General features: G+C 71.4%; 21 protein-coding genes. 11 read left to right on the forward strand and 10 right to left on the reverse strand.

Features of this window, described 5'->3' with window-relative positions:
- Nucleotides 1-7 precede the first annotated feature (7 nt).
- Genes hydA through ACWEF6_RS33310 form a run of 3 tightly spaced genes read right to left on the reverse strand, consistent with a single transcriptional unit; the run spans nt 8 to nt 3,742 of the window.
- On the reverse strand, nt 8-1,390 hold the full coding sequence (gene hydA, locus ACWEF6_RS33300) for a dihydropyrimidinase (protein ID WP_449686573.1): 1,383 nt from the start codon (nt 1,388-1,390) through the stop codon (nt 8-10).
- Complete coding sequence (locus ACWEF6_RS33305) at nt 1,390-2,172, reverse strand: nitrilase-related carbon-nitrogen hydrolase (protein ID WP_449686591.1); 783 nt, start codon at nt 2,170-2,172, stop codon at nt 1,390-1,392. The genes hydA and ACWEF6_RS33305 overlap by 1 nt, the downstream gene beginning before the upstream one ends.
- 10 nt (nt 2,173-2,182) lie before the next feature.
- Nucleotides 2,183-3,742 carry an NCS1 family nucleobase:cation symporter-1 gene (locus tag ACWEF6_RS33310; protein WP_449686574.1) on the reverse strand — a complete coding sequence of 520 codons (1,560 nt, stop codon included), beginning with the start codon at nt 3,740-3,742 and terminating at the stop codon, nt 2,183-2,185.
- A 241-nt stretch (nt 3,743-3,983) separates the two neighbouring features.
- On the opposite strand from ACWEF6_RS33310, the gene ACWEF6_RS33315 reads away from it, so the two are divergent.
- From ACWEF6_RS33315 to ACWEF6_RS33325, 3 genes are all read left to right on the forward strand, one after another.
- Nucleotides 3,984-4,655: a response regulator transcription factor gene (locus tag ACWEF6_RS33315; protein WP_449686592.1), complete on the forward strand. Its 672-nt coding sequence runs from the start codon at nt 3,984-3,986 to the stop codon at nt 4,653-4,655.
- Nucleotides 4,652-5,644 (forward strand): HAMP domain-containing sensor histidine kinase, encoded by a 993-nt coding sequence (locus ACWEF6_RS33320; RefSeq protein WP_449686575.1) that lies wholly within the window; start codon nt 4,652-4,654, stop codon nt 5,642-5,644. The genes ACWEF6_RS33315 and ACWEF6_RS33320 overlap by 4 nt, the downstream gene beginning before the upstream one ends.
- Before the next feature lie 344 nt (nt 5,645-5,988).
- The gene (locus tag ACWEF6_RS33325; protein ID WP_449686576.1) at nt 5,989-7,380 is read left to right on the forward strand and encodes a DUF4153 domain-containing protein; all 1,392 of its coding nucleotides are present in this window, start codon (nt 5,989-5,991) and stop codon (nt 7,378-7,380) included.
- Between the two features lie 123 nt (nt 7,381-7,503).
- Here ACWEF6_RS33325 and ACWEF6_RS33330 read toward each other — a convergent pair whose 3' ends face one another.
- Both ACWEF6_RS33330 and ACWEF6_RS33335 read right to left on the reverse strand, forming a co-directional pair.
- A complete protein-coding gene (locus tag ACWEF6_RS33330) occupies nt 7,504-7,836 on the reverse strand; it encodes an SSI family serine proteinase inhibitor (protein ID WP_449686577.1) in 333 nt (110 codons plus the stop codon).
- Between the two features lie 58 nt (nt 7,837-7,894).
- Complete coding sequence (locus ACWEF6_RS33335) at nt 7,895-9,532, reverse strand: PucR family transcriptional regulator (RefSeq protein WP_449686578.1); 1,638 nt, start codon at nt 9,530-9,532, stop codon at nt 7,895-7,897.
- A gap of 133 nt (nt 9,533-9,665) precedes the next feature.
- On the opposite strand from ACWEF6_RS33335, the gene ACWEF6_RS33340 reads away from it, so the two are divergent.
- On the forward strand, nt 9,666-11,156 hold the full coding sequence (locus ACWEF6_RS33340; protein ID WP_449686579.1) for a CoA-acylating methylmalonate-semialdehyde dehydrogenase: 1,491 nt from the start codon (nt 9,666-9,668) through the stop codon (nt 11,154-11,156).
- Here ACWEF6_RS33340 and ACWEF6_RS33345 read toward each other — a convergent pair.
- Nucleotides 11,128-11,952, reverse strand: coding sequence for a helix-turn-helix transcriptional regulator (locus tag ACWEF6_RS33345; RefSeq protein ID WP_449686580.1), 825 nt, complete (start codon nt 11,950-11,952; stop codon nt 11,128-11,130). The genes ACWEF6_RS33340 and ACWEF6_RS33345 overlap by 29 nt on opposite strands.
- Before the next feature lie 111 nt (nt 11,953-12,063).
- Between ACWEF6_RS33345 and ACWEF6_RS33350 the strand changes: the two genes are divergently transcribed.
- Nucleotides 12,064-13,122 (forward strand): aldo/keto reductase, encoded by a 1,059-nt coding sequence (locus ACWEF6_RS33350; protein WP_449686581.1) that lies wholly within the window; start codon nt 12,064-12,066, stop codon nt 13,120-13,122.
- Here the strand turns inward: ACWEF6_RS33350 and ACWEF6_RS33355 are convergent.
- Genes ACWEF6_RS33355 through ACWEF6_RS33370 form a run of 4 tightly spaced genes read right to left on the reverse strand, consistent with a single transcriptional unit; the run spans nt 13,103 to nt 15,478 of the window.
- Entirely contained in the window at nt 13,103-13,597 is a 495-nt protein-coding gene (locus ACWEF6_RS33355; RefSeq protein WP_449686582.1) for a hypothetical protein, read from the reverse strand. The genes ACWEF6_RS33350 and ACWEF6_RS33355 overlap by 20 nt on opposite strands.
- Nucleotides 13,594-14,775 (reverse strand): PPE domain-containing protein, encoded by a 1,182-nt coding sequence (locus tag ACWEF6_RS33360; protein ID WP_449686583.1) that lies wholly within the window; start codon nt 14,773-14,775, stop codon nt 13,594-13,596. The genes ACWEF6_RS33355 and ACWEF6_RS33360 overlap by 4 nt, the downstream gene beginning before the upstream one ends.
- Nucleotides 14,772-15,098: a type VII secretion target gene (locus ACWEF6_RS33365; RefSeq protein WP_449686584.1), complete on the reverse strand. Its 327-nt coding sequence runs from the start codon at nt 15,096-15,098 to the stop codon at nt 14,772-14,774. The genes ACWEF6_RS33360 and ACWEF6_RS33365 overlap by 4 nt, the downstream gene beginning before the upstream one ends.
- Nucleotides 15,098-15,478, reverse strand: coding sequence for a YbaB/EbfC family nucleoid-associated protein (locus tag ACWEF6_RS33370; protein ID WP_449686585.1), 381 nt, complete (start codon nt 15,476-15,478; stop codon nt 15,098-15,100). Before ACWEF6_RS33370 ends, ACWEF6_RS33365 begins: the two co-directional genes overlap by 1 nt.
- A gap of 240 nt (nt 15,479-15,718) precedes the next feature.
- Between ACWEF6_RS33370 and hrcA the strand changes: the two genes are divergently transcribed.
- From hrcA to ybeY, 6 genes are all read left to right on the forward strand, one after another.
- Nucleotides 15,719-16,744, forward strand: coding sequence for a heat-inducible transcriptional repressor HrcA (gene hrcA / locus ACWEF6_RS33375; protein WP_449686586.1), 1,026 nt, complete (start codon nt 15,719-15,721; stop codon nt 16,742-16,744).
- 31 nt (nt 16,745-16,775) lie between these two features.
- Entirely contained in the window at nt 16,776-17,942 is a 1,167-nt protein-coding gene (gene dnaJ / locus ACWEF6_RS33380; protein WP_449686587.1) for a molecular chaperone DnaJ, read from the forward strand.
- 3 nt (nt 17,943-17,945) lie between these two features.
- Complete coding sequence (locus ACWEF6_RS33385; RefSeq protein ID WP_449686588.1) at nt 17,946-18,698, forward strand: 16S rRNA (uracil(1498)-N(3))-methyltransferase; 753 nt, start codon at nt 17,946-17,948, stop codon at nt 18,696-18,698.
- A 423-nt stretch (nt 18,699-19,121) separates the two neighbouring features.
- Complete coding sequence (locus tag ACWEF6_RS33390) at nt 19,122-19,490, forward strand: histidine triad nucleotide-binding protein (protein ID WP_449686589.1); 369 nt, start codon at nt 19,122-19,124, stop codon at nt 19,488-19,490.
- 86 nt (nt 19,491-19,576) lie between these two features.
- A complete protein-coding gene (locus ACWEF6_RS33395; protein WP_013228400.1) occupies nt 19,577-20,644 on the forward strand; it encodes a PhoH family protein in 1,068 nt (355 codons plus the stop codon).
- A complete protein-coding gene (gene ybeY, locus ACWEF6_RS33400) occupies nt 20,641-21,207 on the forward strand; it encodes an rRNA maturation RNase YbeY (protein ID WP_449686590.1) in 567 nt (188 codons plus the stop codon). The genes ACWEF6_RS33395 and ybeY overlap by 4 nt, the downstream gene beginning before the upstream one ends.
- Nucleotides 21,208-21,303: the final 96 nt, after the last annotated feature.

A 21,303-nucleotide genomic window follows, 5' to 3' on the forward strand; every position in this document is an offset into this window, starting at 1 on the left:
CCCGCTCCTAGTTCAGGTACTGGTTCAGCGAGCGGGACAGGAACTTGCCGTGCGACGTCGAACCCGAGAACCCGGACGGCGACACGACGACGCGCCCCCGCGAAAGCACCGTGTGCACCCGCCCGGTGATCTCCCGTCCTTCGTACGCCGAGTAGTCCACGTTCATGTGGTGCGTCTCGGCCGACAACGTCTGCGTCGCCGAAGGGTCGTAGATCACGATGTCCGCGTCCGAACCCGCCGCGATGACGCCCTTGCGCGGGTACAGCCCGAACATCCGCGCCGGTGTCGCCGAGCACGTCTCGACCCAGCGGCCGAGCGTCAGCTCACCGGCGACGACGCCCTGGTGCAGCAGGTCCATCCGGTGCTCGACGCCCGGGATCCCGTTCGGGATGGCCCGGAAGTCGCCGCGGCCCAGCTCCTTCTGGTCCTTGAAGCAGAACGGGCAGTGGTCCGTGGACACCACGGACAGGTCGTTCGTCCGCAAGCCCCGCCACAGGTCTGCCTGGTGCGACTTCTCCCGCAGCGGCGGCGAAGCGACGTACTTCGCGCCCTCGAAGTCCGGCTTCGCGAGGTCCTCGATGGACAGGTAGAGGTATTGCGGACAGGTCTCGGCGAAGACGTTCTGACCGTCGTTGCGCGCCTCCGCGACCGCCGCCAGCGCCTGCGACGCCGACAGGTGCACGATGTACAGCGGTGCTCCGGTGACCTTCGCGAGCTGGATCGCCCGCGACGTCGCTTCTCCTTCCAGTTCCGGCGGCCGGGTGAGGCCGTGCTGCACCGGGTCGATGTGGCCCGCGGCGAACGCCTGCGCCGCCAGCTGGTCGATCGCGATGCCGTTTTCCGCGTGCATCATGATCGTAGCCCCGATTTCGCGCGCTTTCTGCATCGCGAGCAGGATTTCCCCGTCCGTGGAGTAGAACACCCCCGGGTACGCCATGAACATCTTGAAGCTGCCGACCCCGGCGCCGACGCAGGCTTCCATCTCCTTCAGCGACTGGTCGTTGACGTCGGAGACGATCATGTGGAAGCCGTAGTCGATCGCGCAGTTCCCGTCGGCCTTGCCGTGCCACTTGTCCAAAGTGGACAACAGGGAGGTGCCCTTGGCCTGCACGGCGAAGTCGATGATCGTGGTCGTGCCGCCCCATGCCGCGGCCGTCGTCCCGGTCGAGAACGTGTCGACCGAGTGCGTGCCGCCGAACGGCATCTCCATGTGCGTGTGGGCGTCGATGCCGCCGGGCAGCACGTACTTCCCGGTGGCGTCGATCGTTTCGTCGCCGGTCAGCGTCCCGGGCGCCCCGACGGCGGCGATGGTCTCGCCGTCGACGAGGACGTCCGCCAGGAGGGCTCCCGACGGCGAAACGACCTGACCGCCCTGGATGAGCGTGGTCATCAGGCCTCCGCGAGGGGGCCGTAGGTGTCCGGGCGGCGGTCGCGGTAGAACGCCCACGTGTTCCGGACTTCTTCGAGCAGGGACATGTCGAGGTCGCGCACCACGACCTCGTCGTCGGTGTCGGAGGCGGCGTCGTCGATCAGCTGCCCGCGCGGGTCGACGAAGTACGTCTGGCCGTAGAAGTCGTTGTCGCCCAGCGGTTCCACGCCGACCCGGTTGATCGCGCCGACGAAGTACTCGTTCGCCACCGCGGCCGCCGGCTGCTCCAGCTTCCACAGGTACTGCGAGAGGCTGCGGCTGGTCGCCGACGGGTTGAACACGATCTTCGCCCCGGCCAGGCCGAGCGCGCGCCAGCCCTCCGGGAAGTGCCGCTCGTAGCAGATGTAGACGCCGATGCGGCCCACCGCCGTGTCGAACACGGGGTAGCCGAGGTTGCCGGGGCGGAAGTAGAACTTCTCCCAGAACCCCTTGACCTGCGGGATGTGGTTCTTGCGGTACTTGCCGAGGTAGGTGCCGTCGGCGTCGATCACCGCGGCGGTGTTGTAGTAGACGCCGGGCTGCTCGACCTCGTACATCGGCACGATCAGCACGATGCCGTGGCGCTCGGCCACCTCCTGCATGAGCTTCGTGGTGGGGCCGTCCGGGATGGCCTCGGTGTAGGAGTAGTAGTCGGCGTCCTGCACCTGGCAGAAGTACGGCCCGTAGAACAGTTCCTGCAGGCAGACGACCTGGGCGCCCTGGGAAGCGGCGGTGCCGATGTGGTCGACCGCCGCCTTGATCATGGACTCCTTGTCACCCGTCCACCGCTGCTGGATCAGGCCGGCTCGAACCACGCTCACTGATTTCCTCCTTCGTCGTGGACAAGGGCATGGAGAGGGCGGCGAAGACGGCGAACGCGCCGACCAGGCCGACCACCCAGTTGTAGTCGTAAAGGGGCTTGAGGAACGGGATGAGACCGCCGTCGGGGAACGGCCCGCCGTAGGCGCCACCGACCGCGAGCAGGGCTCCCACCAGCGTCGCGACCAGGGCGCGCCAGTTCCAGCCGCCGCTGAACCAATACACCCCATCGGGGGCGTAGAGGTCCTTCAGCCGCAGCTTGGTGCGGTTGATGACCCAGTACCCGGCGACGAGCACCCCGGCGACCGCGCCGAGCAGGCCGCCGTAGAAGCCGAGCCAGGCGAAGATGTAGATGTTCGGGTCGGAGTACAGCCGCCACGGCTGGATCAGGATGCCGATGACGCCGGTGATCCCGCCGCCGACCGCGAACGTGATCTTCTTCGGGAACGCGTTCGAGAAGTCATAGGACGGGCTGACGACGTTGGCCGCGAGGTTCGCCGAGATCGTGGCGAGCACCAGCGCGACCAGCGCGACGACGACCACGACCGGGCTGGCGAACTTGTCGGCCAGCTGCGCCGGGTCCCAGATGTCCTCGCCGTAGAGCACGTGCCCGCCCGACGTGGTCAGGATGGCCACGATCGCGATGAACGTCATCGTCGTCGGCAGGCCGAGGATCTGGCCGCGGACCTGCTTGCGCTGGCTGCCGCCGAACCGGGTGAAGTCCGGCATGTTCAGCGACAGCGTCGACCAGAACGCGATCATCGCCATCAGGGCCGGCGCGAACACCTTCCAGAAGTCCGGGCCCCAGCCGAGCTTGCCGCCGTCGGACAGGATCGGACCGAGCCCGCCCGCCTTGACCAGCACGTACCCGAGCATGATCAGGAAGCCGACGGACACCAGCGGCGCCGTCCAGTTCTCGAACCGGCGGACCGCCTCCATCCCGCGCCAGATGATGAGCATCTGGCCGATCCAGAAGACCACGAAGGACAGCCAGAGCGTCCAGTGCTGCCCGGCGACGACGGCGGAGTCGCGCCACCACGAGCCGAGCAGCCGGCCGAGGATGACGTAGATGGCCTCGCCGCCGACCCACGTCTGGATGCCGAACCAGCCGCAGGCGATGAACGCGCGCAGCAGCGCGGCCAGGTTGGCGCCGCGCAGGCCGTAGAACGCGCGGGCGAACACCGGGAACGGGATGCCGTACTTCGTGCCGGCGTGGCTGTTGAGCAGCATCGGGGCCAGCACGATCAGGTTGCCGATCGTGATGGTGAGCAGCGCCTGCACCCAGTTCATGCCGAGCGCGATGAGCGACGCGGCCAGGGCGTAGCTGGGGATGTTGTGCGCCATCCCCATCCAGAGCGCGAAGTAGTTGTAGGTGGTCCAAGTGCGTTTTTCGACCGGGACGGGGGCCAGTTCCTCGTTGAAGAACCGGCTGCCTTCGAGAGACCGGACGTCGGCGGGGTCGAGCTCGACCCGGCCGTCGTCGTGCACGCGCTGGGCTGCGGGTGTCGGCGCCATTGCGGAATCCTGCGCGCCTGGTCAGCGCCGGGGCAACGGCAGTCTGTTCACTCTTCGCTGATCAGGAGTGCAGTCTGTCGATTGCGCGAAGGGGCCTCGGAGTGCATGACCTGCGTCACACATCCGGCCGTCACGAACCGGCAAAGAGGGTGAAACGTCTCCACAGGATCTTCACACTTCACACGAACCGTCTCCACCGGGGGTGCTTAGGGTCGTGGTCATGGAACCGGGAGTGCGGCGGGTGCTCGTCGTCGAGGACGACGTCACGATCGCCGCGTCGATCGCGGCCCGGCTGCGGGCCGAGGGCTTCGGGGTGGACGTCGTCCACGACGGACCGGCCGCCGTCGAGGCGGAGGCGTCCGGGGAACCGGACCTGGTGGTGCTGGACGTGATGCTGCCGGGCTTCGACGGCCTGGAGGTGTGCCGCCGGATCCAGGGGCGGCGGCCGGTGCCGGTGCTGATGCTGACCGCGCGGGCCGACGAGACGGACCTGCTGGTCGGGCTCGGCGTCGGCGCCGACGACTACCTCACGAAGCCGTTCTCGATGCGGGTGCTGACGGCGCGGGTGCACGCGCTGCTGCGGCGCGTCGACCGTTCGGCTTCGGTGGCGGGCACCCGGATCGTGCTGGGCGACCTCGAGATCGACGTCGACCAGCGGCGGGTGGCCCGGGCGGGGGTCGCGGCGCAGCTGACGCCGATCGAGTTCGACCTGCTGGTGCACTTCGCCCGGCGGCCGCGGGTGGTGCAGCCGCGGGAACGGCTGCTGTCGGAGGTGTGGGATTGGGACGTCCACAGCACGTCCGCGGGCACGCGGGCGGTGGACAGCCACATCAAGGCGCTGCGGCGGAAGCTGGGGGCCGATCTGATCCGGACCGTGCACGGCGTCGGCTACGCGCTGGAGGCGGGCTCGTGAACTTCATCCCGCGGCCGCTGGACCGGATCCGGTCGATCAAGCTGAAGCTGGCCATCCTGATGGTCGCCTCCGGCGGGATCGCGTTCGCGTTCTTCAACTGGCAGATCGGCTGGCTGCCGCCGAAGACGACGATCACCGCGATGGTGCTCGCGCTGGTGCTGTCGCAGGTGCTGGCCCACGGCATGACCCGCCCGCTGCGCGAGATGACGGCGGCGGCGCGGGCGATGGCCAAGGGCGACTACACGCGGCGGATCCGCGCGACCACCCGCGACGAGGTGGGCGAGCTGGCGCAGGCGTTCAACCAGATGGCGGGGGACCTCGGGGACGCGGACCGGCAACGCCGCGAACTGATCGCGAACGTGTCCCACGAACTGCGGACGCCGATCACGGCGTTGGGCGGGGTGCTCGAGAACCTCGTGGACGGCGTCGAGGAGCCCGATCCGGGGACGCTGAAGACGGCGCTGCAGCAGACCGAGCGCCTCGCGACCCTGGTGGACGAGCTGCTCGACCTGTCCCGGCTCGACGCGGGTGCCTCCTCGCTGCACCTGACGTCGTTCTCGTTGTGGTCGCTGTTGTCGGAGGTGGTCGGGGAGGCGGCGTTCGCGGGCCGCGGGGTGACGTTCGAGGTGTCGGTGTCGCCGGAGGGGGCGGTGGTCACGGCGGACCGCGGGCGGTTGTTCCAGGTGGTGGCGAACCTGCTGGAGAACGCGGCCCGCCACGGCCCGGCGGGTGGGCAGGTCCGGGTGGTGGCGCAGGTGCGGCCGGGCGAGGTGCGCATCGACGTGTGCGACGACGGGCCGGGCATCGCGCCGGCGGACCGGGAGCGGGTGTTCGAGCGGTTCAGCCGCGGAGAGCGGCCTTCCGGCGGCGGGACCGGGCTCGGCCTGGCGATCGCCCGGTGGGCGGTGGAGCTGCACGGCGGGACGATCGGGGTGGTGGACCCGTCGCCGGGCACGGGGAGCCGGATCCGGGTGACGCTGCCGGCTTGAGGCTGGGTGGCGGTGGTCTGTGGGGACGCGCGGACGCGTGATTCGCAAAAGCGAACGGGAAGTGGGTGGAGATGCCGAAGAGCAGTGTGGGTGGGACCGGGGAACCGGGGAATCGGGTGCCGCGGGGGAAGCGGGCGGTGGCGGCCGCGCTGCGGGAGGAGGAGGGTTCGCCGGGATCGGGACCGGCGGGCTCTTCCGGCGAGGCCGCAGTGCCTGCGGGTGGTGCTGGTCGAACGGGCTTCGGGGCGCAGGTCTCAGGCGGAGGCGTCGCCGTCGCCGGTCAACCCGTCCTCTTCCGGCCGATTCCGCCGCCGAAGTCCACCGTCGTCCCGCTGCCGGCCGCTGTGCTGCCTGCCTCGGGCCTGGCCGGGGTGGCCGGGGCCCTCCTGTTGCCCGTCGACCAGCCCGGAGTCGGGTGGCTGCTCTCCGGGCTGGGCGTCGCCGCCGCCGTCGTGGTTGCCGATCGGCGCTCGCGGGACGGTGAGCCGAGCGCTCTCACCTGGCGCAACGCCGGGTGGGCCGCCCTCGCGCTCGCGCTGCTCGCCGTGGGGACCGTGCGGGCCTCCGGGTGGCTGTTCGTCCTCTGCGTCGCCGCCGCCGTCGTGGCCGGGTCCCTCTCCGTCGTCGGGGAACGGACCGTGCACTCCGTCCTCTACGACATGCTCGCCGTCCCGATCGAGGCGTTCCGCGCCATCCCGTGGGTCGGGCGCGGGGCCGGGCGTTTCGCCGGCCGCCGGGACGGGGTCGCGCGGCGGATCGCGCTCGCCGTGCTCGCCGCCGCCGGGCTCGTCGGGGTCTTCGTCCCGCTGCTGGCCAGTGCCGATGCCGCCTTCGCCGCCGTCGTCAACGCCGTCGTCCCCGAACTCAGCGTCGCGACGCTCGCGCGGTGGTGCTCCGTCTTCGCCGTCGTCACCCTGGTCGCCGCCGGGGCCTGCTACTTCCTGGCCGCTCCGGCGCCGCGCGCGTCCAATGATCGTCCACATCGGACCGAATACGGTCTGGAGTGGACGTTCCCGCTCGGCGTTCTCGTGCTGGTGTTCGGCGTCTTCGTCGGGGTCCGGCTGGTCGTGCTGTTCGGCGGCACCGGATACGTCCTGCGCACCAGCGGCCTGACGTCGGCCGAGTACGCCCGCGGCGGCTTCTGGCAGCTGTGCACCGTCACCGTCCTGACCCTGGCCATCGTCGCCGCGGCGCTGCGGTGGGCGCCCGACGCGACGAAGGCCGACCGGCTCCGGCAGCGCGTCCTGCTCGGGACGCTCAGCGCGCTGACCCTGGTGCTCGTCGGCTCGGCGTTGAGTCGCATGTGGACATACCAGGAGGCGTACGGCTTCACCGTGCTGCGGCTGCTCGTCGAGGTCTGCGAACTGTGGTTCGGCGTGGTGTTCGTGCTGGTGCTGGCGGCCCTGGTCCGGCTGCGCTCGGCGTGGCTGCCGCGCGCGGCGATCGGCACGGCCGCGGCGGCGCTGCTCGTCCTCGCCGTCCTCGATCCGGAACGCCTGATCGCCGACGCCAACCTCGACCGCGCGGCCGCCGGCAAATCCCTGGACGACCGCTACCTGGCCCGCTTCTCCGCCGACGTGGTCCCGGTCGTCTCGGCCCGCCTGCCGGAACCGCTGCGCACGTGCGTGCTGCGGCAGGTCCTGCGCGACGACACGCCGGACGGCTGGCCGGCCTGGAACATCAGCCGCTCGGCGGCCCGGGACGTGACGTTCGGCCCGGTCACCGGCTGCGGCTGAACCGGACCGGTGGGTGGTGCGTGGTTAAGAGGTGCGCGGAGCCACCGGGCCGTCGTGGGGGCGGCCCGGCGGCTTCCGCGCGTTCGAAAGCGATCGGAAACGTTCGAAAGCAGTCGGAAGCACTCAGAACGCGAAGACTTCGTCCGAATCCCGGTCCGCCTCGCAGCGGTTCGCGTAGGTCGTGCTGAACGACACCGGCTTGCCGTACCAGGTGCCGATCGCCGTGGCCTCCACCGGGGCGTAGATCAGCGTGCACGCCTGGTGCCGCGCGTTGATCCGGGAGAAGTCGCCGCCGGCGCCGGACAGCACCGCGCACGCCTTGTCGCGGTGGGGGTGCGTGCCACCCGCCGGGTCGCACGTCAGGACCACCGAGCCGATCCGGCCGGCGGTGTCGTGGGTGGTCAGCTGCAGCGTCGAGGCCGGGGGGTGCGCCGGCGCCAGACAGCCGAGGCTCATCAAGCAGGCTGCGAAGGGGAGTAGGGCCATATCGGTGTCATCGGCCGTCCGGAGTCGATCACTGTGCTGCACGTCCGGGTGAGTCTTCTTCGCTCGGCCGGGTGAGATCCCAGGCCAGCAGCGCCACATACAGCGACAACATCGACTCCGGGTCCTCCAGCCGGACACCGAGCACCTGCTCGATCCGGGCGAGCTGCTGGTAGTAGGCCGTCCGCGAAGTGTGGGCCGCCGCGGCCGCCGCCGACTTGTTGCCGCCCTGCTCGCAGTAGTGCCGCAACGCCTGGACGAGCCGGCTGCCCGACGCCGCGTCGCGCTGGACCAGCGGCCCGAGCTCCCGCGCCGCGAACGCCGTCACCCGCTCGTCGCCGGAAAGCAGGTGCAGCAGGCCGCGCAGGCGGACGTCGGACAACCGGTGCACCACCCGATCGGTGCCGGTGCCCAGCGCCGCCGCCGCGACCTGGCTCGCTTCCAGCAGCGTCCGGCGGGCTTCGGCGGGGGACGACACCGTCGTGCCGACCGCGAGGACGCCCGGGGCGCTGCCGCGGGCCTCGTGGACGTCGGTGGCGAGCCGGTGCAGCACGGCGTCGGCGTTCGCCTCCGGGGACAGCGCGATCAGCGCCCGCACGCCGAGGTCGTCCGTCGCCACCAGCGCCGACACCTTCGCGCGGCGGGCCGCCAGCACCGTCGCCTCGGCCAGCTCGCGCAGCACCGGCGGGGCCGACAGCGCCGGGCGCGCGGTCCCGGTCAGCCGCGGCCGGACCGCCAGCCCGGTCAGCTGCCGCCCGGGCAGCGGCACGGCCAGCGCCGAGGCGCGGGCCAGCAGCTCCGCCGTCGGCGCGGGCGAGGCGAGCAGCTCGGCGAGCACCGCGCGGTGGGCCTGGCGCTCGAGACCGTCGGAATCCTTGGCGACCAGCCGGTGCACGGCCAGCGCGGACGCCGCCCGTTCGGCGACCACCCGGTGGCGGTGCGGCGGCTGGTCGGCGCAGACGAGGATCAGCCGTCCCCAGTCGTGCCCGCGGGCGCCGACCACGGTCACCAGCCAGCCCGACCCCGGGTGGTAGCCGGTCCGCTCGCCGACCTGGACCACCCGTGAGCGGGACGGCCAGCCGGTGAGCAGCTCGGCCGGGTCGGTGCCCGCTGCGTCGTAGGCGAGGACCTCGTGGGAGAGCGTCTCCAGCACCACCGGCTGCTCGGTGAGCCGGGCGACCTCGCCCAGCACGACGCCGGGTTCGGCGCCCGCGACCGTCAGCGCCGTGAACGTCTCGTGCACGCGCTCGGCGGCGCGCAGCTCGGCGACCTGGGCGTCGACGATCTGGCCGTTCACCGCTTCGGTGACGCTCACGAACCGCGTCTCCCGCGAGAGCGTGACCAGCGGCAGGCCGTGCTCGTCGGCCGCGCCGACCAGCGCCGCGGGCAGCTTGTCGCTCCAGTGCCGGACCAGCTCGACCACCACGCCCGCGGCGCCGACCCCGGCCAGGTCGGCGACGTACCGGGCCAGCGCCGGGCCGTCGTCGGGCAGCGCGACGCCGGTGGTCAGCACCAGCTCGCCGCCGCGCAGCAGGTGCGCGATGTCGGCGACTTCGGCGACGTGCGCCCAGCGCACCGGGGCGTCCAGCCCGGCGGCGCCGGCGACGACGTGCGGGCGGCCCTGGCGCAGCACCGGCAGCGCGAGAACCTCGGCGACGGTCGGGTACATGGCTCCTCGAGATGATCGGCAGGGACAGACTGTACGGCCGCGAACCAACTGGCGTACACGTTGCCGATGGCCTGGCGTGGCGCCTGCCCGGAGACTCGGGACGGGATGTTGCCGAGTGCGAGGAGTGCCCGCCGTGACCGACCGCATCAGCCACTGGATCGACGGGAAGCCGTTCGGCGGGACCGCCACGCGCTCCGGCGAGGTCTTCGACCCGGCCACCGGGGAGGTCCGGGCGCACGTCGACTTCGCCGGTGACGCCGAGGTCGAAGCCGCCGTCGCCGCGGCCAAGGCGGCGCTGCCGGGCTGGCGCGGGACGTCGCTGGCCGGCCGGACGCGGGTGCTGTTCGCCTTCCGCGAGCTGCTGTCCGCGCGCAAGCACGAGCTGGCGAAGATCATCACGAGCGAGCACGGCAAGGTCGAGTCCGACGCGGCGGGCGAGATCGCCCGCGCGATCGAGAACGTCGAGTTCGCGTGCGGCGCCGCGCAGCTGCTCAAGGGCGGCTTCAGCGAGAACGCCTCGACCGGGGTCGACGTCTATTCGATCGCCCAGCCGCTCGGCGTGGTCGGCGTGATCTCGCCGTTCAACTTCCCGGCCATGGTGCCGCTGTGGTTCGTCCCCAACGCGCTGGCCTGCGGGAACACCGTGGTGCTCAAGCCGAGCGAGAAGGACCCGTCGGCGGCGGTGTTCATCGCGGAGCTGTTCGCCGAGGCCGGGCTGCCCGCGGGCGCGCTCAACGTGCTGCACGGCGACAAGGCCGCCGTCGACGGGCTGCTGACCCACGCCGACGTCAAGGCGATCTCGTTCGTCGGGTCGACGCCGATCGCGCGCTACGTCTACGAAACCGGCACCCGGCACGGCAAACGCGTCCAGGCCCTCGGCGGGGCGAAGAACCACATGGTGGTGCTGCCGGACGCCGACCTCGACCTGGCCGCGGACGCCGCGGTGTCCGCCGGCTTCGGCTCGGCGGGGGAGCGGTGCATGGCGGTGTCGGTGGTGGTGGCCGTGGACCCGGTCGGCGACGCGCTGGTGGAGAAGATCACCGAGCGGATGTCCCGGCTGCGCGTCGGCGACGGCCGCGACCCCGCGTCGGAGATGGGGCCGCTGGTGACGGCGGCGCACCACACCCGGGTTTCGTCCTATGTGGACGCCGGGGTGTCCGAAGGTGCTTCGCTGGTGGTGGACGGCCGCGGGATCGAGGTGCCCGGGGACGGCTTCTGGCTCGGCCCGACGCTGTTCGACCACGTCCGCCCGTCGATGTCGATCTACACGGACGAGATCTTCGGCCCGGTGCTGTCGGTGGCCCGCACGGCCTCGTACGACGAGGCCCTGGCGCTGATCAACGCGAACCCGTACGGCAACGGCACGGCCATCTTCACCGGCGACGGGTCCTCGGCGCGGCGGTTCCAGAACGAGGTCGAGGTCGGGATGGTCGGCGTGAACGTGCCGATCCCGGTGCCGGTCGGCTACTACTCGTTCGGGGGCTGGAAGGACTCGCTGTTCGGCGACAGCCACGCGTACGGGCCGGAGGGGTTCCACTTCTTCACCCGGACCAAGGTGGTCACCTCCCGGTGGCCGGACCGGTCGCACGCCGGGGTCAACCTGGGCTTCCCGCGGAACTCCTGAGCGCGGCCCGGCTCGCGTCGTCCGCGGGACGGCCGATCAGCAGCCGCTGGCCGGCGTCCCGCACCGGCACGAGGACCTCGAAGTCGACGGTGAGCACCCCGGCGCCGGGGTGGCGCAGCACCTTGCTCCCGCGGCCGGTGCCCCGGACGTCCCGTTCCGCCCACCACCGCGCGAACTCTTCGTTGCCGCTGGTGCATTCGGCGATGAGCGCGGTCAGCACGGGGTCGTCCGGGTGCGCGGCCCACGCGGCGCGCAGGTGGGCGATCCCCTCCCGCACCACGCGTTCGCGGTCGACGTAGTACTCGCGGATCTCCGGGTGCACCAGGCACAGCCACATCGCGTTCCGCCGGGCCGGTGGCAGCTCGGCGAAATCCAGCAGCAGGTGGGCCATCTCCGCGTTCCAGGCCAGGATGTCGAAGCGGTGGTTCAGCAGCATGGCCGGCAGCGGTGACAGGTCTTCGACGAGCCGGGCGAGCGCCGGCTCCGCGGTGGTGACGGGGTCGCCGGTGCCGCGGGGACGTTGCCCGGTCAGGTCGAAGAAGTAGGCGCGTTCTGCCCCGGTCAGGCGCAATGCCGCCGACAGCGCCTCCACCACGGCCGCCGAAGGGCGCAACCCGCGTGCCTGCTCCAGGCGTACGACGTAGTCGACGCTGACGCCGGCCAGCTCGGCGACCTCTTCGCGGCGCAGCCCCGGGGTCCGCCGCGACCGGCGTACCGGCAGGCCGAAGTCGCGCGGGTCCAGGCGTTCCCGCCGGGTCCGCAGGAACGCGGCCAGCTCCCGGGTAGCGGTGATCATGCCCGGTCCAACCACCGGGGTGGGACTCGTGTTCCCAGGAAGTTCCCTCCCTTACCCCCGGTCCGCGGTGGCCCGAGGCTGGTGCCCGACGACCGAGTACAGGAGGAACCGATGGCTCTCACCCTCGACACCTACCGGCTGCTGGGCCGGTCCGGGCTGCGGGTTTCCCCGCTGGCACTGGGCACGGCGACGTTCGGCACCGAGTGGGGCTGGGGCGCGGAGAAGGACGAGGCGCGGCGGCTGTTCGACACCTACGTCGAGCGCGGCGGCAACTTCGTCGACACCGCGCCCACCTACACCGACGGCAGCTCCGAGCGCCTGCTCGGCGAGTTCGCGCGCGACCGTCGCGAGAGCCTGGTGCTCGCGACGAAGTACTCGACGCTGCGCCGCCCCGGCGACCCGAACTCCGGCGGCCCGCACCGCAAGAGCCTGTTCGCGTCCGTCGAGGCCAGCCTCCGGCAGCTGGGCACCGACTACCTCGACCTGCTCTACCTGCACGTCTGGGACTTCACGACGCCGGTGGAGGAGATCCTGCGCGGCCTCGACGACCTGGTCCGCCGGGGCACGGTCCGGTACGTGGCGATGTCGAACGTCCCGGCCTGGGAGGTCTCGCGGATGCAGGCGATCGCCGACCTGCGGGGCTGGTCGCCGCTGATCGCGCTGCAGGTCGAGTACAGCCTGATCCGGCGGGACGCCGAACGCGACCTGATCCCGATGGCGCGGGAGCTCGGCCTCGGCGTGACGCCGTACTCGCCCCTGGGCGGCGGCGTGCTGTCGGGCAAGTACCGCGGCGCCGGGTCCGGAGGGAGCACCCGCCGCGGCTTCAACGCCGGGCTGGGCCTGGTCACCGACCGCACGCTCGCCGTGGCCGACGCCGTGACCGAGGTCGCGGCGTCGGCGGGCCGCACGCCCGCCCAGGTCGCGCTGGCCTGGACGCTGCGGAACCCGGCCGTGACGGCCCCGATCGTCGGTGCCCGCACGCTCGCCCAGTTGGCGGGCAATCTCGGTGCCCTCGACGTCGAGTTCACGCCGGAGCAGGTGGCCCGGCTCGACGAGGTGAGCGCGATCGAACTCGGCTACCCGCACGATCTCCTCGGCGGCGACCACCTCCGCGCGGTGACCCGCGGTGACCTGGTGATCGAGCCCCGGGCTACGCCGGGAGGACGTTGATCAGCAGCTTGGACCGCGGCGCGATCAGGACGGTGTTGTTCCGGGCGGGCTCGATCCGCTCGCGGAGCTTCCGCTCCAGCGGGTAGGTCCGGCCGCCGGCGCGGAGGCTGAACGACTCGAGGCTCTTGAACCCCTCCGGGCTCCGGTGCAGGCCGATCGGGTACTCGTCGGTGAGGCGGGCGCTGTCGAAGTCGTGCGTCCAGCCGGTGACCGCGACCAGCCGGCCGCCGAACGCGTCGGCGAGCCGGCGCCAGCAGACGAACGCGAACCAGCCGGTGATCGCCAGGAGCGGGACCACCGTGCCCAGTACCTCTCCCGCGGTCTCCGCCACGAGGGCGATGCCTACCGTCACCACGAGACCGGCGACGGCCACGGCCGCCGTCATCCAGAAGGTCAGGTCGAGCAGCGTGCCGCGCTGCGCGGGGTGGAGCCGGCCGGTGCGGTTGGCCAGCTCCACCTCGGGCCGGTCGTTCACTCGGGGTGCTCCTTCTCGTAGGCCTCCTGGGCCTCGTGGTAGCGGTCGTACTGCTCGTTCTCCTGGCGGCGGCCCTCGGTCGCCACGCCGATCCCGTCGGCGAAATTGAACCCCGGCACCCCGTCGCCTTCCTGCCACTTCTTCTGGTTCAGGACGCTGCGGCCCTCTTCGGAGTACCGGCCCGGGCCTTCCAGCTTCTCCCGGAAGGGGACGCGCTCCTTGGCGGCGTCGCTCCAGCCCTTCGCCGTCTCCTCCGCCGGCTTCGCCTCGCGGCCCGCCTGCTTCAGCTCGTTCGCCCGGCGCTCGATGCCCGCCGCCGTCTCGACGCTGCGGTCCACGATCCGGTCGGCTGCGTTGCCCGCCTTCTTCAGCGCGTTCGCCGCGCCTTCGAGCGCCGCCTTCGACTTGCCCGCGCCCTTCGCCAGGCCCTCCAGCTTTTCGACGATCTTCGCGATGCGCGTGCTGATCTTCTCCGCCAGCACCCCGCCCTCGATCACCGTGTCCGCGATGAACGCCGCGATCGTCCCGCCGAACGTGCACCACGAAGCCGCCAGCGCGGCCAGCGCCTTGACGATCAGCTCGCCCACGAACGACGAGATCAGGTCCCGGATCAGCCCGCGCTCGGTGCCGACCAGCGCCGCGCCGACGTTCATCGCCGTCGACGCGCCTTCGGCGTGCGAAGCCGCGCCGCGCAGCACGCCGACGTAGCTCTCGGCCGTCCGCTGGTACGCCTCCGCCGACCCGCAGTCGCTGAACGACTGCTGGACCTGCTTGGCCTTCCGCTCGTAGCTCTCGGCCGTCTCGGTGAGCTGCTTCGCGATGTTCGTCCAGGTCATGGCCTTGGCGGTGATCGCTTCGGGCTTGCCCGCGAGCTTGTCGAGGCCGTCCTTGAGGAAGCTGATGTGCTCGATCAGCCAGCCGACGCCCGCGCCGGCAAGGGTCCCGAGCGGGTCCATCGCCGCGCCGAGCAGGTCGAGGGCGTCCGTGCCGACGTCCAGCGCGAGGTTGCCCCAGTCGCCGTTGCGCGCGTCGGTGAGCGTGGCCGCCGCGTCGTTGAAGATCCCCGCGCCGCCGGTCTGCGCGTTGAGGTTGTCGAGTTCGCCCTTCGAGCCGTCGCCCATGCCGCTCCAGAAGCCGCCGGCCGGTTCGGCCGTCGCGACCAGCGGGTTTTCCGTCATGCGGGCAGCTCCTTGCCGATGCCTTCGAGCAGGCACTTCGTCTTCTGCTCGTGCTCGCGGAACGCGGTGTGCGCGGTCTTCACCCGGTCCGCGACCTCGTGGCCGGCCTCGACCGCCGCGGCGAGGAAGCCGTCGGCCGTCGTCAGCCACCCCTGGATCGGGACCGCGAAGACCTGGCCGACCAGCCCGAACGCGTCGAAGTCGAGGGCCTGTGCGGTGCCCGCCGCGTCGAGGGCCTGCCGGACCTGGCCGGCGATCTCGCGGATCTCGTCCTCGTGCCCGCCGAGGGCGTCGAAGTCGACCCTCAGACCCTGCGGAGTCATCAGAGCCCCCGGCGCAGGACCGGGCCGCCGAAGTCGTCGTCGGACGGCGGTTTCCGGTGCGGTTCTTCGGCAGGCGATTCCGGCGCCGGAATCTGTTCCTTCAGGAATTCCATCGCCTCGCTGCGCTCGCCGATCACCGGCGCCATGACGGCGGTCAGCTGCTGCGCCGCGTCGAGCTGGGCCCGCTTGGCGGCAGCCAGGACCGCCTGGGCCAGCCGGGTCCGCGGCAGCTCGTCCGCACGCGGCCCGAACCGGAGTTCCTGCAGCGCACCGGCGGTGTTGACGGTGACCGTGACGGCCCCGTCGGCGCTCGTGGCGGTCGCCGAGACGCGCTGCAACCGCGCCTTCGCCTCGGCCGCGCGCCGGGCGATTTCGGGCATACCGGCCGTAGCCGGGTCAAAATTGTTCACGGCGACCTCGTCCGTCGGGGAAAGCTGCGTCGATCAGAGGGAGCAAACCGGTTTTCGGTTCCCCGTTCAAGTCGGAAAAGTATTTCGAGAACAATTCATGGGAGCCCGTTTGCGTGCTCTTTACCCGGCGGGGGCGGGCCGCGTTGAGCGCGACCGGCTCAGGCTTCCGTAAACTCGGATCGAGCAGCGAGCGAGGTAGGTGAGGAACCGGTGGCCAACGCGGAGGAACGCCGCTTCGACGTGCTGCGCGCGATCGTGGCCGACTACGTGTCCAACCAGGAACCCGTCGGGTCCAAGGCGATCGTCGAGCGGCACAACCTGGGTGTGTCGAGCGCCACCGTGCGCAACGACATGGCGACGCTCGAAGAAGAGGGCTACATCACCCAGCCGCACACCAGTGCCGGCCGCGTACCCACCGACAAGGGCTACCGCCTCTTCGTCGACCGGCTCTCCGAGATCAAGCCGCTGAGCGCCGCCGAGCGCCGCGCCATCACCACCTTCCTCGACAGCGGCACCGACCTCGACGACGTCCTCAGGCGCTCGGTCCGGCTGCTCGCCCAGCTGACCCGGCAGGTCGCCGTCGTCCAGTACCCGATGCTGACCAACGCCAAGGTGCGGCACCTCGAAGTGGTGCCGCTCACCCCGGCCCGGCTGATGCTGGTGCTGATCACCGACAACGGGCGCGTCGACCAGCGCACGGTCGACCTCGGCGACGTCGTCGTCGAAGAGGACGTGGCCCGGCTCCGCACCGTGCTCAACGCCGAGATGTCCGGACGGCGGCTCAACGACGCCGCCGCGCGCGTCGCCGAACTGCCCGACAAGTCGCCCGGCGAGCTGCGCGACGCGCTCATCCGGATCACCACCGTGCTGGTCGAATCGCTGGCCGAACACCCGGAGGAACGCCTGGTGCTCGGCGGCACCGCCAACCTGACGCGCAACGTCGCCGACTTCCCGGGCTCGCTGCGGCAGGTCCTCGAAGCGCTTGAGGAACAGGTCGTCGTCCTCAAGCTCCTGGCCGCCGCGCGCAACCCCGGTGCGATCACGGTGCGCATCGGTGAGGAAAATGAAGACGAGCAGATGCGCAGCACCTCGGTCGTCTCGATCGGCTACGGCCGCGACGACGTGGTGCTCGGCGGCATGGGGGTGGTCGGCCCGACCCGGATGGACTACCCCGGCACGATCGCCGCGGTGCGGGCGGTCGCCAACTACGTGGGGCAGATCCTGGCCGGCCGCTGAGCCGGGCAGAGCAGAAGGAGAAGCAGAGACGGTGGCGAGGGACTACTACGGCATCCTCGGGGTGGCCAAGAACGCGAGCGATCAGGAGATCAAGCGCGCGTACCGGAAGCTGGCCCGGGAGCTGCACCCCGACGTCAACCCGTCGGAAGACGCGCAGCACAAGTTCGGCGAGGTCACGACGGCCTACGAGGTGCTGTCCGACCCGCAGAAGCGCAAGATCGTCGACCTCGGCGGCGACCCGATGGACGGCGGCGCGCGCGGCGGAGGCGGCGGCGACCCGTTCGCCGGCTTCGGCGGCCTCGGCGACATCATGGACGCCTTCTTCGGCGCGGCCGGCGGAGGCGGCGGGCGAGGGCGCGGCCCCCGCAGCCGCGTCCAGCCCGGCTCCGACGCGCTGATCCGGCTCGGCCTCACCCTCGAGGAGTGCGCCACCGGCGTCGACAAGGAAATCGCCGTCGACACGGCCATCGTCTGCGACCTCTGCCGCGGCGCCGGCACCAGCGAAGGCACCTCGGTCAAGACCTGCGACACCTGCGGCGGCGCCGGCGAGGTCCAGTCCGTCCAGCGGTCGTTCCTCGGCCAGGTCGTCACCGCCCGCCCCTGCCCGGTCTGCCGCGGCTTCGGCGAGGTCATCCCCGACCCCTGCCGCCAGTGCGGCGGCGACGGCCGCATCCGCGCCCGCCGCAACGTCACCGCCAAGATCCCGCCGGGCGTCGGCGACGGCATGCGCATCCGGCTGTCCGGCCAGGGCGAAGTCGGCCCCGGCGGCGGCCCGGCCGGCGACCTGTACGTCGAGATCGACGAGACCCCGCACGAGGTCTTCGTCCGGCAGGGCCACGACCTGCACTGCAACTTCCGCATCCCGATGACCACGGCCGCCCTCGGCGCCACCGTGCCCATCTCGACCCTGGTCGACGGCGACTACGAACTCGACGTCGAACCGGGCACCCAGCCCAACGCCGAAATCGTCCTCACCGGCAAGGGCATGCCGCGGCTGCGGTCCTCCGGCCGCGTCGACGGCCGCGGCGACCTGCACGTCCACATCGACGTCGTGGTCCCCACCAAGCTCGACGAGGCCCAGCGCGACCTCCTGGTCGAGCTGGCCCAGCAGCGCGGCGAAGAAGTCCCGACGCTGGCCTCCAACGGCACCAAGCACGGCGGGCTGTTCTCCAAGCTCCGCGCCAAGAACCACCGCTGAGCCGTGCCCGACACCACCCTGCCGGTCTTCCTCGCCGCCTCGGTCCCGGCCTCGGGCCGCACGGTCCTCGACGGCGAGGAAGCCCGGCACGCGGCAACCGTCCGCCGCCTGCGCGTGGGCGAACGACTGATCCTCTCCGACGGCGCCGGCGCGATGGCCCGCTGCGTCGTCGAGAGCGTCCAGGCGGGACGCGACGCCCAGGTGACGCTGACGGTCGAGCAACACTGGACCGAGAAGCAGCCCGCACTGCGCGTCCTGGTCGCACAGGCACTGGCCAAGGGCGATCGCGGGGAGCTCGCGGTCGAGCTCGCCACCGAAGCCGGGGTCGACGCGATCGTCCCGTGGCGGGCTTCGCGGAGCGTCGCGAAGTGGGAGGACGGGGCGCGCGGGGAGAAGGCGCTCGCGCGGTGGCGGGCCACGGCCCGGGCAGCGGCGAAACAGGCGCGGCGGGCGCACGTGCCGGACGTCACCGAGCCGGTGACCACCGGGGAGCTGGCCGGGCTCGTGGCCACCATGTCGCTGGCCATCGTCCTGGAGTCGGACGTCCCCGACCGGCTCGCCGACCTGCCGCTCCCCGACGCAGGAGACGTGTTGCTGATCGTGGGACCCGAGGGCGGGATCACGGACGAGGAACTCGCCGCGCTGCGCGAAGCCGGCGCCCGCGCGGTACGGCTGGGAACGACGGTCCTGCGCACCTCCACCGCGGCCGCCGTGGCACTGGGAGCCCTCGGCGCCCTCACCACCCGTTGGCAGTAGCCCACGGCGAAAATCGACGCCATATTTTTGCGCCCAGTTATGGCGCGATCACGCTCCGACCCGTTACTCTCATTTACTAACGCACCGACCATCGGCTCGGTGCGCACTGGGAAGAAAGACTCCGCCGGGCACCTCCCCCCTCGGTCCGGCGGCCGCCGCGGCCGCGGTGAGGCGACCCCCAGGCTTCACCGCCGCCGCGGCATCTCCTTGCTCGCTTCGCTCGCCGTCGAGCCGCGGCTTTGGTTTCGTCCTCTTCTCTGGGGGGCAAACCCCCAGACCCCCAGCCGGGGGCAAGCCCCCGGACCCCCCGCGATTCGGGTGGGTGGTTGCGTTGGTGAGGGCGTGTTGCCGGCTCGGCGGCCTTCGGCCTTCTCGCTGGTGGGGATCCGGTGTTGGTCTGGTGTGGGTGGATAGGGTGCTCTCATGAGCGGAACTGAGGCTGAGACGCTGTTCGAACGGATCATTGGTGGGGAGATCCCCGCCGATGTCGTCTATCAGGATGCGAGCACCTTTGCCTTTCGGGACATTCGGCCGCAGGCTCGGGTTCATGTGCTCGTCGTTCCTCGGAAGCGGTACCGGAACCTTGCCGAGCTTGCCGCCGGGGATGCTCAGTTGCTGAGTGATGTTGTTGCCACCGCCCGTAAGGTTGCCGAGCTCGAGGGCATCGTCGAGAGCGGCTACCGGGTTGTCTTCAACACCGATGAGGATGCCGGGCAGACCGTCTTCCACGTGCACGCCCACGTCCTGGGCGGCGAACCGCTCGGGCTGTTCGGGGCCCCGGACCAGGACTAGGGAAACCGGCCTGCGTCCGATCGGTGGGTGCCAGTAGCATCGGTGGGGTCCGTTCTCCCTCACCGAGAAAGCAGGCCTGAGGCCACGTGGCCGGAACCGTACCGGGTGGTGCCGCCCGACCCGACGTCCCCGGAGACGTCGCCAAGACCGAGGATGCCGCCGTCCAGGCCGCGCAATCCCGGTTTCCCATCCCCGACGCCGCCGCCCTGAGCCTGCTCGGCTCCCGCGACGAGAACCTCCGGGTCGCCGAGGAACTCCTCGCCGCCGACGTGCACGTCCGCGGCAACGAAGTCACCCTGACCGGGACGCCCGCCGACGTCGCGTTCGCCGAACGCGTCTTCGCCGAACTCGTCCAGCTCGCCACCGGCGGCCAGCAGGTCGGCCCCGACACCGTCCGCCGCACCATCGGCATGCTCTCCACCGGAGACGCCTCGCCCGCCGAGGTCCTCAGCCTCAACATCGTCTCCCGGCGCGGCAAGACCATCCGCCCCAAGACGCTGAACCAGAAGCGGTACGTCGACGCCATCGACAAGCACACCGTCGTCTTCGGCATCGGCCCCGCCGGCACCGGCAAGACCTACCTCGCCATGGCGAAAGCCGTCCAGGCCCTCCAGGCCAAGCAAGTCACCCGCATCGTGCTGACCCGCCCGGCCGTCGAAGCCGGCGAACGCCTCGGCTACCTGCCCGGCACCCTGAACGAGAAGATCGACCCCTACCTGCGGCCCCTCTACGACGCGCTGCACGACATGGTCGAACCGGAGTCGATCCCGCGGCTCATGCAGGCCGGCACGATCGAGATCGCGCCACTGGCCTACATGCGCGGTCGCACGCTCAACGACGCCTTCATCATCCTCGACGAGGCCCAGAACACCACGCCCGAGCAGATGAAGATGTTCCTCACCCGGCTCGGCTTCGGGTCCAAGATCGTCGTCACCGGCGACATCACCCAGGTCGACCTGCCCAGCGGGCAGCGCAGCGGCCTGCGCGTCGTCCGCGACATCCTCACCGGCGTCGAGGACCTCCACTTCGCCGAACTGACCAGCCAGGACGTCGTCCGGCACCGGCTCGTCGCGAGCATCGTCGACGCCTACGAGAAGTGGCAGGCCGTGCAGGACGCCCAGCAGAACGACGGCTGGAAGGGCAACCGGCGTTGAGCATCGAAATCGCCAACGAGTCCGGCGTCGACGTCGACGAGACGTCCATCGTCTCCGCCGCCCGCTACGCCCTCGACAAGATGGAGGTCAGCCCGCTCGCCGAGCTGTCCATCCTCCTCGTCACCCTCGACGTCATGGAAGACCTGCACGAACGCTGGATGGACCTCCCCGGCCCCACCGACGTCATGGCCTTCCCGATGGACGAGCTCGACTCCTCCCGCCGCCCCGACGCGCCCGACGCGTCACCGGCCCTGCTCGGGGACATCGTGCTCTGCCCGGCCTTCGCCAAGGACCAGGCCAAGACCGCGGGCCACGCCCTGATCGACGAGCTGCACCTGCTCACCGTGCACGGCGTGCTCCACCTCCTCGGCTACGACCACGCCGAACCCGCCGAGGAACGCGAGATGTTCGCCCTCCAGAAGCGCATCCTCGGCGAGTACCAGGAGGCCGTCGCCGCGCTGGAGAAGCGGGACGCCCAGCGCAACACCGACGACCGCGTCCTCGGCATCGCCGGCCTCGACGCGCCCGCCGCCGCCGAGCCACCCGCCGGGGAAACGCCCTAGTGTCGCGCCCCAATCCCAGCGCCGGCCCAAGCGCCCCAATGTGGCGTTGGTTGCGTTGGACGCACCCAATGTGGCGTTCGGTGCGTTGGACGCACC

Source organism: Amycolatopsis sp. NPDC004772 (genome assembly GCF_053601215.1).

Excerpts from the sequence above, each read along its gene's own strand:
- ACWEF6_RS33345 (WP_449686580.1), bottom strand. The coding sequence starts at position 11,952 with ATGATCACCGCTACCCGGGAGCTGGCCGCGTTCCTGCGGACCCGGCGG.
- ACWEF6_RS33335 (WP_449686578.1), bottom strand. The coding sequence starts at position 9,532 with ATGTACCCGACCGTCGCCGAGGTTCTCGCGCTGCCGGTGCTGCGCCAG.
- ACWEF6_RS33310 (WP_449686574.1), bottom strand. The coding sequence starts at position 3,742 with ATGGCGCCGACACCCGCAGCCCAGCGCGTGCACGACGACGGCCGGGTC.
- ACWEF6_RS33305 (WP_449686591.1), bottom strand. The coding sequence starts at position 2,172 with ATGATCAAGGCGGCGGTCGACCACATCGGCACCGCCGCTTCCCAGGGC.
- ACWEF6_RS33360 (WP_449686583.1), bottom strand. The coding sequence starts at position 14,775 with ATGACGGAAAACCCGCTGGTCGCGACGGCCGAACCGGCCGGCGGCTTC.
- ACWEF6_RS33365 (WP_449686584.1), bottom strand. The coding sequence starts at position 15,098 with ATGACTCCGCAGGGTCTGAGGGTCGACTTCGACGCCCTCGGCGGGCAC.
- ACWEF6_RS33390 (WP_449686589.1), top strand. The coding sequence starts at position 19,122 with ATGAGCGGAACTGAGGCTGAGACGCTGTTCGAACGGATCATTGGTGGG.
- ACWEF6_RS33370 (WP_449686585.1), bottom strand. The coding sequence starts at position 15,478 with ATGCCCGAAATCGCCCGGCGCGCGGCCGAGGCGAAGGCGCGGTTGCAG.
- ACWEF6_RS33350 (WP_449686581.1), top strand. The coding sequence starts at position 12,064 with ATGGCTCTCACCCTCGACACCTACCGGCTGCTGGGCCGGTCCGGGCTG.
- hydA (WP_449686573.1), bottom strand. The coding sequence starts at position 1,390 with ATGACCACGCTCATCCAGGGCGGTCAGGTCGTTTCGCCGTCGGGAGCC.
- ACWEF6_RS33330 (WP_449686577.1), bottom strand. The coding sequence starts at position 7,836 with ATGAGCCTCGGCTGTCTGGCGCCGGCGCACCCCCCGGCCTCGACGCTG.